The following is a 14,184-nucleotide window of genomic DNA, read 5'->3' on the forward strand; positions in this document are numbered from 1 at the left end:
GCCGGCTCATGCCAGCGGTGCCGGCAATGACGACGGTGCCTGCCGTGCGGCCGCCGGTGCGTGGCGGAATGCCGTGGGCGTGCAGCCGAAGCGCTCGCGGAACGCCGTCGAGAAGTTGGCTGCGTTCGAGAATCCCACCGCCTGCGCCACCTCTTCCACGCTGAGCGCCGACGCGCCCAGCAGGCGCTGCGCTTCGCCCAGCCGCGCCTGGCGCACGAACGCGAACACCGAGCCGCCGGTCTGTTCGCGGAACACCCGCGACAGGCGCTTTTCGTGCGTGCCCACGCGCGCCGCGAGCTCGGGCAGGGCGGGCACCTGCGCCAGGTCCGCACGCACCACGCGTTCGGCGGCCTGCACGAGCACCCGGCCGAGGCTGTCGGGGTTCCTGCCGGCGTTCGCGCGCTCGCCGCGGGCGTTGTCCAGCGCGCTCGCGGCCTCGGCCATGCAGGCCTGCGCCTGCTGGCGGCTGCCCGACAGCGCCAGGTGCACCGCCACGCGCGCCAGCACTTCGGCCGGCTCGAAGGGCTTCAGGATGTAGTCGACGGCGCCCTCGCGCAGCCCCGTCAGGCGCTCTTCCACCGAGCCCGACGAGGTCACGAAGATCACCGGAATGTGCGCCGTGGCGGGGTCGGCCTTCAGCAGCCGGCAGGTGGCGTAGCCGTTGGTGGCGCCCATGCGCACGTCCAGCAGCACCAGGTCGGGCTGCAGCGCCGTCACGCGGCGGTAGCCCTGCATGGCGTCGAACGCCAGGCTGATGCGGTGCCCCGCCTCGCGCAGCGCGCCCAGCAGCAGCTGCACTTCTTCGATGTTGTCGTCGATGAGAAGGATGTGCGCGCGGCGGGGCGGGATGGTCGACCAGTAAGACATGCCGCGAGGGTAGGGGCGACGCCCTGAAATGCCATGTGAAGAATTTCACATTACGTTGCATTCGTAAACAAACGTCAGTTAAAGCAAACGTTTTGTCCTGAATCCCAAAGGTGCGCGCAGGCCCGCGGCCCAAGACTCGCCCTCTTTCCGGAGCACCCCGCCGCATGCAGCGGCGCCACCCCACCCCACGGTGCCCGGTCCATCAGAGCCATCGCGAGGGACAGGATGTCCAGCACCCCAACGAATCTGTCGGCCGCCGCTTGCGCGCGCCGCGACGTGTCTTCCAACGCAGCGCCGGTGCGGCATCGCAGCGGGCAAGGTCCGCTGGCGCGCCGGTCCGGCATCGCGCGCCTGGCTGCCCCGTTCACGGCCCTGCTGGCCGGCCTGCTCTTCGCCGCCGCTGCCCATGCGGTGCCGCAGGTGTCGAGCCTGGTGCATGTGCCCGACATCCTCCCCGCCGGGGGCACGGTGACCAGCACCGTCACCATCGCCGACAGCGACAGCCTGGCGATCGACGAGCCGGGCGCCTCGTTCACCTACTCCATTCCGCCCGACACGATCTACATGGGCACCGGCCCGTTGCCCGTGGGCAGTTGCACGTCCACCGTGGCCGTGGGCGCCGCAGGCGCGGGCACGCTGACGTGCTCGGGCATCACGCTGGCGGCCAACCAGCTGCGCGAGTTCAAGGTGCTGCTGCGCACGACGCAGCAGGGCACCTTGAGCGTCACCGCCACGCCCAGCGGCGGCGGCTCGATCGAAACCAAGGCCATCACCGTGAACCAGGGGGCCGACATGGCCGTGGCGATCGCCGTGCCGGGCAGCGCCCCGAGCGGCTCCACGGTGGTGATCGGCTTCACGCTCACCAACAACGGCCCCGACGCCAGCTCGGGCTCGACGCTGACCTACCCGATTCCCACGGGCCTGTCGGTCTCCGGCAGCGGCCTGCCCGCAGGCTGCTCCGTGGCCGGCGGCACGCTGACCTGCAATGTCGCGGCCATCGCCCTGAACGGCTCGCGCACCCTCAACGTGAACGGCGTGGTCACCGCGGGCTCGGGCTCGACCATCACGCACCAGCCGGCCGTGGCGCCGGCCGGGGGCATCGACGACGGCGTTTCCGTCAACAACAGCGCCACCGCCAACACCACGGTCACGCCCGGCTCCGTGCTGCAGCTCGTCAAGACCCACGACGGCGGACAGCTGCTGGTGGGCCAGCGCTTCAACTTCAGGCTGAGGCCCAGCTTCAGCGGCAGCGCGCCCACCGGCGTCACGCTGAGCGACACGCTGCCCGCCAACTTCCAGGTTCAGACCCCCATCGGCGCAGCCGCGGGCTGGAGCTGCTCGGCCGCCGGGCAGACGGTCAGCTGCACACGCACCGACATCGGCACCAGCGGCGCCGGCGTGGCGCTCGGCGACATCGTGATCCCGGTGATCGCCGTGGCGCCCGGCCTGGGCGTGGTCAACGAAGCCACCGTCAGCGCCACCGGCCCGGTGGTCGGCTCGGCCACGGGCAGCGTGTCCGCCGACGTGGCGGTGTCCGAGACCGACTTCCGCGCCGACAAGCGCCGCGGCTGGCCGCAAAGCAACGTGCCCGTGGGCCAGGCCTTCGACTACCAGGTAGGCGCCACCAACCTCGGCCCCACGCGCCTGCTGGCCGGCAGCACCGTCAGCCTGGTCGACAGCATGCCGGCCGGCGTGCGCATCAACAGCGTGTCCTCGCCCGACGGCTACAGCTGCACCATCGTCAAGGGCGGCGCGACCGTCGTCGCGCCGGTGGACGGCCCCGCCACGGTGAACTGCTCGCGCGTGCTCACGGCCGACATCGGCGTCGACACCTCCAACGGCGCCACCGCGCGCAACGCCGGCTACGTGGTCGTGAACGCCACCATTCCCGCGGCACTGGCCCCGGGCGACCAGATCGTCAACAACATGTGCGTGAACGTGGCGCTGGCCTCGGGCACCGACCCCGACGCGCAGACCGGCAACGACTGCGTGAACCTGGGCACGGGCGTGAACGAAGCGGGCGATGCCGCCGACGTCAGGACACTCAAGCGCGTGGTGGGCATCGGCGACAGCGCCGCCAACCGCCAGACCGCGGGCCAGGCCGTCACCTGGGAAATCGAGGTGGTCAACACCGGCCCGCGCGAGGCGCAGAACGTGGTCGTGAGCGACAGCTTCGCGCAGGTGGTCGGCGCCGGTGCCGTCACCCAGGTGGCCAACGGCGGCACCTTCTCGGGCACTTGCGCGCTGCCGGCCAACGGCAACGGCTTCGGCACCGCCACGCTCGGCGGCTGCACGCTGTCGGTGCTGCCGGTCTGCCGCGCCAGCACGGACGCCGCCAGCGCCTTGCCGCTGTGCCCGGTGGTGCGCGTCGTCGCCTCGCACTACGGCGACGGCGCCTCGGCCACCGACCACGGCTTCCAGATCGACAACACGGCGCGCGCCGTGGGCGCGACGCCGGCGGACCCGAACCTTGCCAACAACGACGCCAGCGCCACGGCCTGGTACACCGCGCGCACCGACGTGCTGGTGACCAAGAGCGCCAGCCCGGCCTCGGTGCCGGTCGGCCAGCTGCTCACCTACACGCTGACGGCCGTGAACCGCGACGTGCCGCAGGGCAGCTTCAGCCGCGCCTACGACGTGCGCGTGCTCGACACATTGCCGGCCAACCTGATGTTCATCTCGGCCACCGCCTCGGGCGGCGGCAGTTGCACCACGCAGCCGAACACCACCCAGCCCACCGGCACCGGCACCACCAACAACCAGCTGGCCTGCGGCTGGACGTCGCTCAACCGCACCGTGCAGCAGACGGTGACGGTGCGCGTGCGCCCGCTCTACGCCCTGAACGGCACCACGGTGACCAACAACGTGCACGCGAGCACCGCCACGCCCGAGGTCACCACGGCCAACAACGACGCCAGCGCCCCGGCCAACGTCACCGCGCCCGAATACGACCTGGTGGTGACCAAGCGCGACGACGTCGACCCCGTGAACGTGGGCGACAACGTCACCTACACCATCACCGTGTCGAACAACAGCGCCTCGACCGCCGAAGACGTGCGCATGACCGAGCTGCTGCCGCTGGCGCTGCCGGGCGGCGAGGCGCCGCCCACGCTGGTGTCGGTCAGCACGCCCGCGGGCACCAGCTTCTCGCTGGCCAGCGGCGCGGCAGTGGGTGCGGCCGGCGGGCAGATCGTGTTCACCATTCCCACGCTGGGCGGCGCCGGCGCCACCGCGACCGGCGAGCCCAATTCGCTGCAGTTCCAGGTCGTGCTCAAGGGCACCTCGCGCGGCACCTTCCAGAACAACGCCAAGGTCGACTTCTTCGACGCCGCGCGCAACGTGTACGACACCGTGCAGGGCAACAACACGGTGGCCGAGAACACCACCTTCCGCTTCAAGGCCGACGTGCAGGTGGTCTCCAAGGGCGCCGTGTCGGCCGGCGGCAGCACGCCGCTGGCCACCGTGTCGACGGCGCAGACCTTCGACTGGCTGGTGCACGTGCGCAACAACGGCCCCGACAGCGCCGAGACCACCACCTTCGCCGACACGCTGCCCGCCTCGCTGGTGCTGGCCGGTGCGCCGGTGTTCACCGTGAACAGCGGCACCTTCGTGCCCGCCGCACCCTCGTGCACCGGCGCTGCCGGCGGCTCGGCCGTGAGCTGCGCCATCACCTCGATGCCGGCCAACGCCGACGCCACCGTGCGCATTCCGGTGCGCTTCAGCGGCGCAGTGCCGGCCAACGGCACCGAGATCACCAACCGCGCGACCATCGTCACCACCGGCTCGGGCGACACCAACGGCGGGGCCAACCCCAACGCCGGCAACAACTTCAACGAGGGCAAGGTCACGGTGCAGAACAGCGCGCTGTCCGGGCGCGTGTTCGAAGACCTCAACGGCAGCGGCGCCATCGACGCCGGCGAACCCGGCATCGCGGGCGTCACGCTGCGCCTGACCGGCACCGACAGCGTGGGCAACGCGGTGTTGCTGACCACCACCACCGACGCCAACGGCAACTGGGGCTTCACCGTGCCCGCGGGCACCTACAGCGTGGCCGAGGACCAACCCGCGGCCTACCTGCCCGGCATCACCAGGGCCGGCACCGTCAGCGGCGTGGGCAGCACGCCCGGCACCGTGCCGGCGGGTACGTCGAACGGGCCGAACGGCTCCAACGCCAACACCATCAACGCCATCGTGCTGGGCACGGGCGGTACGTCGAGCGCCAACAACTTCGGCGAAGTGCGCGCGTCCAGCCTGGCCGGGCGCGTGTACCAGGACGCCGACTACAACGGCGCCGCGAGCGCGGGCGACCCCGGCATCGCGGGCGTCACCGTCACGCTCACCGGCACCGACATGTTCGGCAACCCGGTGTCCCGAACCACCACCACCGCCGCCAGCACCGGCAACTACAGCTTCGCCGCGCTCACGCCCGGCAGCTACACGCTGAGCGAAACGCAGCCGGCGGCCTTCGCCGACGGCAGCGACGCGGCCGGCACCGAAGGCGGCACCCCGGCCAACGACGTGGTCAGCGCCATTGCGCTGGCCTCCAACAAGGCCGGCACCGGCTACGACTTCGGCGAACTGCTCACCCGCGTGTCGGTGCGCGTGTTCGTCGACGCCAACAACGACGGCGTTCCGCAGGCCGGCGACACCGGCATCGCGGGCGTGGAGGTGCGCCTCACGGGCACCGACGCCGCGGGCAACCCGGTGAACATCCTGGCCGTGCCCACTGGCCCGGCCGGCAGCTACGAGTTCCGCAACGTGCCCCCGTCGGGCGCGGGCGGCTACACCCTCACCGAAACCCAACCGGCCACCTACGCGCCGGGCAAGGCCAACAACAACGGCCAGCCCGGCACGCCGCAAGGCGGCGGCAACACCATCACCGGTGTCACCGTCTCGGGCACCACGGTGCCGCTCGTGCAGGGCGAGTACTACTTCGGCGAACTGCTGCCGGGCGGCATCTCGGGGCGCGTGTACTACGACCGCGACGGCAACGGCGCGCAGGGCGCCACGGCCACCGAGCCGGGCCTGGCGGGCGTGACCATCACGCTCACGGGCACCGACGTCAACGGCCAGCCGGTGACGCGCACCACCACCACCGACGCCGCCGGCGACTACAGCTTTCCCAACCTCGCGCCGGGCAGCTACACCGTGACCGAGACGCGCCCCGCGGGCTACCTGCCGGGCCTCACGCACGCAGGCAACGTCAGCGGCGCGGGCAGCACGCCCGGCACGGTGGCGGCCAGCGGCGGCGGCGGGGCCAGCGGCCCCAACGGCTCGAGCGCCAACGTCATCCAGAACATCGTGCTCGGCGCCGCGGGCGCGGGCTCGGCCGGCAACAACTTCTCGGCCGTGAAGCCGGCCAGCCTGTCGGGCTACGTGTACGCCGACGTGGCGCCGTCCAACGGCACGCGCGACGCCGCCGAGCCCGGCATCGGCGGCACCACGGTGCGCATCACCGGCACCGACTTCCTGGGCAACGCCGTCACGCACACGGTGCAGACCGCCGCCGACGGCCGCTACCTGGTCGACACCCTGACCCCCGGCACCTACCAGATCGACGAGACCCAGCCCGCCGGCGTGGCCGACGGCCCCGAGTCGCTCGGCACGGTGGGCGGCGCACCGCGCGGCACCGTCAACCCCGGCGCCGTGAACGACCGCTTCGGCGGGCTGGCGCTGGTGTCGGAAGACGTGGGCATCGACTACAACTTCGGCGAGCGCGGCGGGCAGATCGCCGGCTGGGTGTACGTCGACACCAACAACGACGGCATCCGCCAGGCCGGCGAGGCCGGCATTGCCGGCGTCACCGTCACGCTCACCGGCCGCTCGGCCGGCGGCCTGGCGGTGAACGCCACCGTGGTCACCGACGCCAGCGGGCGCTATGTCTTCACCGGCCTGTTGCCGGCCGACGCCGCGGGCTACACCCTGCGCGAGACGCAGCCCGCGACCTATGCCGACGGCATCGACGCCGTGGGCACGCTCGACGGCGTGCCCAGCGGCACGCTGGGCAACGACATCCTCAGTGCCATCGCCTACCGAGGCGGCAACGGCGACAACTACAACTTCGGCGAGCGCGGCGCGTCGCTGGCGGGCACCGTCTACAACGACGCCAACCGCAACGGCACGCGCGAGCCGCAGGACCTGCCGATCGCGGGGGTCACCCTCACGCTCACCGGCACCGACGCCGCGGGCCAGCCCGTGACGCGCACCGCCGTCACCGACGCGAACGGCCGCTACGAGCTGCCCGGCCTGCCCTTGCCCGGCAGCGGCGGCTACACCGTCACCGAGACGCAGCCCTCCGGCTACGACGAAGGCATGGCCGTGCCCGGCACCCTGGGCGGCACCGCGCAGGGCCCGAACCAGATCCGCGTGAACTTCACCGGGCTGGACGCGCACGGCACCGGCTACGACTTCAGCGAGCACAGCAACCAGCCCGCCTCGCTCACCGGCACCGTGTGGTTCGACCAGAACCACAACCGCACCCGCGAATCGGGCGAAGGCCACGGCGAAGGCTGGACGGTCGAGCTGCTGCGCTGCGCCGACGGCGCCAACGCCTGCCCGGAAACCGCGGCCACCGTGCTCTACACCGTGACCACCGGCGCCGACGGCAGCTACCGCTTCGGCGACCTCACGCCCGGCGAGTACCGCGTGCGCTTCCGCTCGCCCGACGGGCGCGTGGTGGGCGGCGTGTGGCCGACCGACGCGGCGCAGAACGGCGCCAACGGCCCGTACCCGACGCCGCCGGCGAGCGATCCGCGCTTCACCATCAAGGTGCGCGTGGGCGCGGGCGCCAACGTGCAGAAGCAGGACCTGCCGTACGACCCGGGCGGCGTGGTGTACGACAGCGTGAGCGGCACCCCCGTGCCCGGCGCCGTGGTGCGCCTGGTGGGGCCCCCGGGCTTCGACCCCGCGCAGCACCTGCTGGACGGGCGCGACACCTACACCACCGGTCCCAACGGCTACTACGACTTCTTCGTGCTGCCGGGCGCGCCGGCCGGCGAATACCGCCTGGCCATCACGCCGCCGGGCGCCTACCTGCCGTCGTCCATCTACCCGGCCGCGGCCGGCGCGCTGGGCACGCAGTCGTGCGCGGCGCCCGCCAACGGCCCGGCGCCCGCGCAGACCAACCCCTGCGTGGTGAGCCCCGGGGCGGCCCTGGTGGCCGGCGCCGGCTACTACCTGGTGTTCATGATGCCGGGCGGCGGCGGCCAGCACGTGGTGGCCAACAACATCCCGCTCGACCCGTCGGACGCCACGCTCATCGAGCTGCGCAAGACCACCTCGAAGCTGACCGTGAAGAAGGCCGAGCTGCTGCCGTACCGCATCACGGCGCGCAACACGCGCGGCAACCCGGTGCCGGGCGTGGCCGTGACCGACACGCTGCCGCCGGGGTTCCGCTACATCCAGGGCTCGCTCACCGTGCGCACGCTGCCCGGCGGCGTGGCGCTGCCGGTGGTGCCGCAGGTCAGCGGGCGCCAGGTGGTGGTGCCCGGACAGAACTTCGCGCCCAACGAGACCAAGGAATACCTGATGGTCGCGGGCGTGGGGGTCGGCGTGGGCGAGGGCGAGTTCGTCAACCAGGTCATCGCGCTGCAGGGCGTGGGCGGCCGCACGCTGTCCAACCTGGCCACCGCCACCGTGCGCGTGGTGCCCGACGCGCTGTTCGACTGCACCGACGTGATCGGCAAGGTCTACGACGACAGGAACGCCAACGGCTACCAGGACGAGGGCGAGCCCGGCCTGGCCAACGTGCGCATCGCCACCGTCAACGGCGTGCTGGTGACCACCGACGCGCAGGGCCGCTACCACATCGCCTGCGCCGCCATTCCGAAGGAAGGCACCGGCAGCAACCTGGTGTTGAAGCTGGACGAGCGCACGCTGCCTTCGGGCTACCGCACCACCAGCGAGAACCCGGCGGCCGAGCGCGCCACGCGCGGCAAGGTGCTGAAGATCAACTTCGGCGCCACCGTGCACCGCGTGGTGCGGCTCGCGCTGCAGGGCACGGCCTTCGAGGACGGCGCGGCCGCGCTGCGCGCCGGCTTCACGGGCGAGCTCGACCGCACGGTGGCCGTGCTGGCCGAGAAGACCTCGGTGCTGCGGCTGGCCTACAAGGCGGCCCCCGGCGAGGCCGGGTCGCTGGGCCGCCAGCGCATGGACGCGGTGAAGGCCGCGGTGCTCGCGCGCTGGAAGCAGCTGGGCGAGCAACGCGCCCGCGCCGACGGCAACGCGCCGCCGCTGTTCAACCTCGACGTCGAGGTCGAACTGGTGCCCGCCGCCACGCAGGAGGGCAGCAAGCCATGACCCGCCCCTTCGCACAGAACCCGAGCCAGCGAGCCGACATGAAAAGAAAGCTACCCAAGCGCATCGCCCTCGCGGGCGCCGTCACCGCCGCCTGCATGGGCATGGGGCTCGCGGCCGCGCAGGAGTCGGTCGTGCGCGGCCGCATGCACGACCAGGCCGCGGCCGATCCGCGCGCCGTGGACATCGACGGCGCGCGCCACTTGCCGCGCAGCAGCGAGCGCGAGCTGCCCAAGGCCACCTTCGTGCTGGGTGACGCGAGCGCGCCGGCAGTCACCGCCAGCCCGACGCCGACGCCCGTGCCGGGCGCCGAGCGCAGCCACACCGGAGTGCCGCATTTCGCATCGGGCGCCGACGGGCTCGCGCCCGCCGACCGCGTGCAGCTCGACCGCATCGCCGAGCAGGTGAAGGGCCGCGACGGCCTGCGCTTCGAGATCGTCGGGCACACCGACACGCAGGCGCTGAGCGCGAAGTCGCGCGAACGCTTCGCCGACAACCAGGCGCTGGGGCTGGCGCGCGCGCAGCAAGTGGCGCGCTACCTCACGCGCAGCCTCGGCCTGCCCGAAGACGCCGCGGCCGCGAGCTCTCGCGGACCCGACGTGCCCGTGGCCACGCCCGCCACCGACCCCGCCAACTGGGCCGCCAACCGCCGCGTCGAGGTGCGCGTGTACTGGCGCGACGCGCCCGTCGCTGTCGCACCCGCGCCGGCAGCGGCCGAGCCCGGCGTGTGCCGCACCTTCACCGCCTTCGGCACCGACGATGCGCCGCTGCGCCTGAGCGTGGACGGCCAGCTGCTCACGGCCGACGGCAAGGCCGCGGCCGGCGACGGCGCCACCAGCGCCGACCGCCAGCGCTGCGTCGACGTGCAGCTCGAGCGCAACCAGCTGCGCCTGCAGTACGACAACCTCTCGCAGCCGCGCCGCCTGAGCGCCAGCGCCTGGCCCACCACCGTGGTGGCCGGCGACACCGTGCGCTTCGCCGGCTACAGCAACTACCTGCTGTTCACCGCGAAGGCCGAGCTGCGCGTGTTCACCGCCAACGAGGCGATGCAGCGCCGCCTGGTCGCGACCGTGCCGCTGGACGCCGCATTGCGCGGCGAATGGCAGGTGCCCGAAGGGCTGCTGAACCGCCTTGCCGAGGGAGCGAGCGGCAAGCTGTACTACCGCGTGCGCGTGTACGACCGCCAGGGCCGCTTCGACGAAACCGACGACCTCTCGCTCACGCTGGCCCAGCGCCACCGGCCCGAGACCGGCCTGCCGCCGGACCCCGCGCGCGAACTGCTGCGCGGCTACGGCAACAACAACATCGCCATTGCCAACATTCCGCTCACCGCCGGCACCGTCACCGCCAGCGGTGCGGCCATTCGCCCGGGCGAGAGCGTGCGCGCGCTCGGCTTCGCGGTGCCGGTGGACGAGAACGGGCGCTTCGTGTTCCAGCAGCTGGTGCCGCGCCGCGTGCAGACCGGCGAAATTGCCGTCACCGACGCGCAGGGCGCCACGCGCGCCTACCGCCGCGACTTCGACCTGCCCGCCAGCGACTGGTTCTTCGTGGGCCAGGCCGACCTCACCGTGGGCAGCAACAGCGTGAGCGGGCCGGCCGCGATCATGACCAACGACAAGAACCGCTACGGCGGTGGCGGCTGGAGCGAAGGCCGCATCGCCGGCTATGCCAAGGGCCAGCTGAACGACCGCTGGACGCTCACGGCAAGCGTCGACACCGAAGAGCGCCCGCTGAAGGAGCTGTTTCGCAACCTCGAGCGCAAGGACCCGACCTCGCTGTTCCGCCGCTTCGACCCCGAGGACTCGTGGAGCACCTTCGGCGACGACTCCACCACCATCGAGGACGCGCCCACGCAGGGCCGCTTCTACCTGCGCGTGGACGACGGCCGCTCGCAGGCCATGTGGGGCAACTTCAAGCTCAACTTCGGCGACACCGAACTCACCCGCGTGAGCCGCGGGCTCTACGGCTTTCATGGCCGCTACCTGGGCGAGGAGTCGACCTCGTTCGGCGAGGCGCGCCTGAAGGTCGACGCCTTCGCGGCCGAGCCCGGCACGCTGGCCGCGCGCGAGGAATTCCGCGGCACCGGCGGCTCGCTGTACTACCTGCACAACCAGGACATCACGCGCGGCGCCGAGCGCGTGACGCTGGAAATCCGCGACCGCGACTCGGGCTTCGTGCTCAAGCGCACGCAGCTCGTGCCCAGCTCCGACTACGAGATCGACTACCTGCAGGGCCGCGTGCTGCTGTCCGCGCCGCTGCCCAGCCTGTCGGACGACGGTGCGCTGGTGCGTGCCGGCGGCTTGACCGGCATGCCGGCCTACCTGGTGGTGGACTACGAATACACGCCGCTGGCGACTTCGCTCGACACGCTCGCCGTGGGCGGACGCGTGTCGTGGTGGGCCAACGACCACGTGGGCGTGGGCGTGACCGCGTCGCGCCAGGACCAGATCGGTGGCGACCAGCGCCTGGCCGGCGCCGACCTCACGCTGCGCAAGACCGAGAACACCTACGTCAAGGGCGAGTTCGCGCGCAGCAAGGGCCCGGGCACCGGCCAGCTCGACTCGCTGGACGGCGGCTTCAGCTTCACCGGGCGCAACGGCTCGCTGGGCAACCGCCTGGGCAACGGCCCCACCGGCAACGCCAGCGCCTGGCGCCTGGAAGGCCAGGCCGACCTGGGCGACTACGACATCCGCGGCGGCGGGCGCGTGAGCGCCTATGCGCAGTCGCGCGACGCCGGCTTCTCCGCGCCGGGGCAGTACGCGAGCAACGCCACGCGCCAGGTCGGCGTGCAGGCCACCGTGCCCTTCGGCGAGAAGGGCGAGAACGGCGAGCTGCGCCTGAAGGCCGACCGCCGCGACGAGCGCGACGGCTACAACGCCAGCGTGCTCGACGCGCAGTACGCCCTGGCCCTGTCGCCCGCGTGGAAGCTCGGCCTGGGCATGCGCTACGACGACAAGACCGGCGACGCGCTCATCACCAGCCCGTCGCTGCCCACCACGCAGGCCGTGTCGGGCGAGCGCGCCGACGCCGTGGTGCAGCTGGAGTACACCGGCAGCGACACCTGGAGCGCCTACGGCTTCGCGCAGAAGACGCTGCGGCGCACCGGCACGCGGCTGGAGAACGACCGGCTGGGCCTGGGCGGGCGTTACCGCGTGAGCGACAAGCTCGCGCTGCGCGGCGAAGTCTCCACCGGCGACGGCGGGCTGGCCGGCAAGGCCGGCGTCGACTACCAGTACGACGACCGCTCCAACCTGTACATGACCTATGCGGCCGACACCGGCCGCACCGACGAGAACCTCATCGGCCGCGGCGGCAGCCTGGTGACCGGCGTGCGCTCGCGCGTGGGAGACGGGCTCACGATGTTCACCGAGCACCGCCAGGCCACCGGCGCGCAGCCGGGCCTCACGCATGCCTACGGCGTGCAGTACGCGCCCGACACGCGCTGGACCTTCGGCGTCAACTTCGAGAACGGCTGGGTCGGCGCCGAGACGCTGGGCGCCACGCGCCGCGAGGCCGTGGCCTTCACCACCGGCTATTCGAGCGAACGGCTCAAGTACAGCGGCGGCCTGGAATACCGCAAGGACCGCACCGCGGCCGAGACGCGCACCAGCTGGCTGGTGAAGAATTCGCTGAGCTGGAAGGTGGACGACGACGCGCGCTGGGTCGGCAAGTTCAACTGGGCCGACAGCGACAGCACCACAGGCACGCTGGCCGCGGCCAAGTACACCGAAGCCATGCTCGGCTACGCGCTGCGCCCGGCCTTCAACGACCGGCTGAACCTGCTGTTCAAGTACACCTACCTGTACGACCTGTCGTCACCGGGCCAGGTGGTGTCGGGCGGGGTCGATTCGAGCCTGGGCACCGTGTCGACCACCGGCATCGACTACCAGCAGCGCAGCCACGTGTTCGCCATCGACGCCACCTGGGACCTGAACGAGCGCTGGACGCTGGGCGGCAAGTACGCCTGGCGCCGCGGCGAGCTGCGCGCCAGCCGCGACAGCAGCGCGCCGTGGTTCAAGAGCTCGGCCGAACTCGCGGTGCTGCGCGTGGACTGGAAGCTGGTGCGCAACTGGGACTGGATGGTCGAGTGGCGCACGCTGCGCGCGCGCGAACTCCAGGACCGCAAGAGCGGCTGGGTCACCGCCGCGTACTACCACGTCAACGAGAACCTGAAGGTGGGCGTGGGCTACAACTTCACCGACTACTCCGACAACCTCACCGACATGAGCTACCGCAGCAAGGGCTGGTTCCTGAACGTGCTCGGCAAGTTCTGACGGGCGGCGCCTCGGCGAACGGCGGTGCCGCCGCGCTCAGGCCGTGGCGTGCCGCAGCGCCGCGCGCGCCAGCAGGCGCGTGGAATCCAGCGTGGGCAGCGCCGAGTTGCCGTCGTTCAGCACCAGCGGCAGCTCGGTGCAGCCCAGCGCCACGGCGTCGCAGCCGCGCGCCTTCAGGCCGTCGATCATGCGTTGCAGCACCGCGGTGGATTCGGGGCGCAGCACGCCGCGCACCAGCTCGTCCATGATGATGCGGCCCAGCTCGGCGCGCTCCTGCGCATCGGGCTTCACGGCCTGCAGGCCTGCCGCGGCGAGCGCCTGCGGATAGACCTCGCTGTCGACCAGCCAGCGCGTGCCCAGCACGCCCACCCGGCGGAACCCGCGCGACGCCGCTTCGGCCGCCACCACCTCGGCGATGTGCAGCCACGGCAGCGGCGAGCGCGGCCGCACCAGGTGCATCGCCTGGTGGATGGTGTTGTCGGGGCAGACCAGAAAATCCGCGCCGGCCGCGGCCAGCTTGCCTGCCGACGACAGCATCAGCTGCGCCACGCCTTCCACGTCGTTGCGCTCGAGGCACTCGACATAGGCGGCCAGCGAATGGGTGTGCATCGACACCTCGGGGTGCGCGTGGGGCGTGCCCAGGTACGAGGCACCTTCCACGCACAGCGTGCGGTAGCAGAGCGCGGCGCCTTCGGCCGAGCAGCCGACCACGCCAATGTGCAAGGACATGACAATTTCTCCGGAACGT

Annotated in this window: 4 protein-coding genes; 2 read left to right on the plus strand and 2 right to left on the minus strand. The window is 72.2% G+C overall.

Annotated elements, in window-relative coordinates; all coding sequences use genetic code 11:
- Window positions 1-6: 6 nt before the first annotated feature.
- Entirely contained in the window at window positions 7-867 is an 861-nt protein-coding gene (locus AC0IYU_RS20485) for a response regulator (RefSeq protein ID WP_472120512.1), read from the minus strand.
- A 225-nt stretch (window positions 868-1,092) separates the two neighbouring features.
- On the opposite strand from AC0IYU_RS20485, the gene AC0IYU_RS20490 reads away from it, so the two are divergent.
- Entirely contained in the window at window positions 1,093-9,165 is an 8,073-nt protein-coding gene (locus tag AC0IYU_RS20490) for an SdrD B-like domain-containing protein (protein ID WP_472120513.1), read from the plus strand.
- 38 nt (window positions 9,166-9,203) lie between these two features.
- A complete protein-coding gene (locus tag AC0IYU_RS20495; RefSeq protein ID WP_472120515.1) occupies window positions 9,204-13,436 on the plus strand; it encodes an OmpA family protein in 4,233 nt (1,410 codons plus the stop codon).
- Between the two features lie 36 nt (window positions 13,437-13,472).
- Here AC0IYU_RS20495 and AC0IYU_RS20500 read toward each other — a convergent pair whose 3' ends face one another.
- A complete protein-coding gene (locus tag AC0IYU_RS20500; protein WP_435486434.1) occupies window positions 13,473-14,165 on the minus strand; it encodes an aspartate/glutamate racemase family protein in 693 nt (230 codons plus the stop codon).
- Between the last annotated feature and the right edge of the window lie 19 nt (window positions 14,166-14,184).

This window comes from Variovorax sp. AC103 (genome assembly GCF_979254005.1).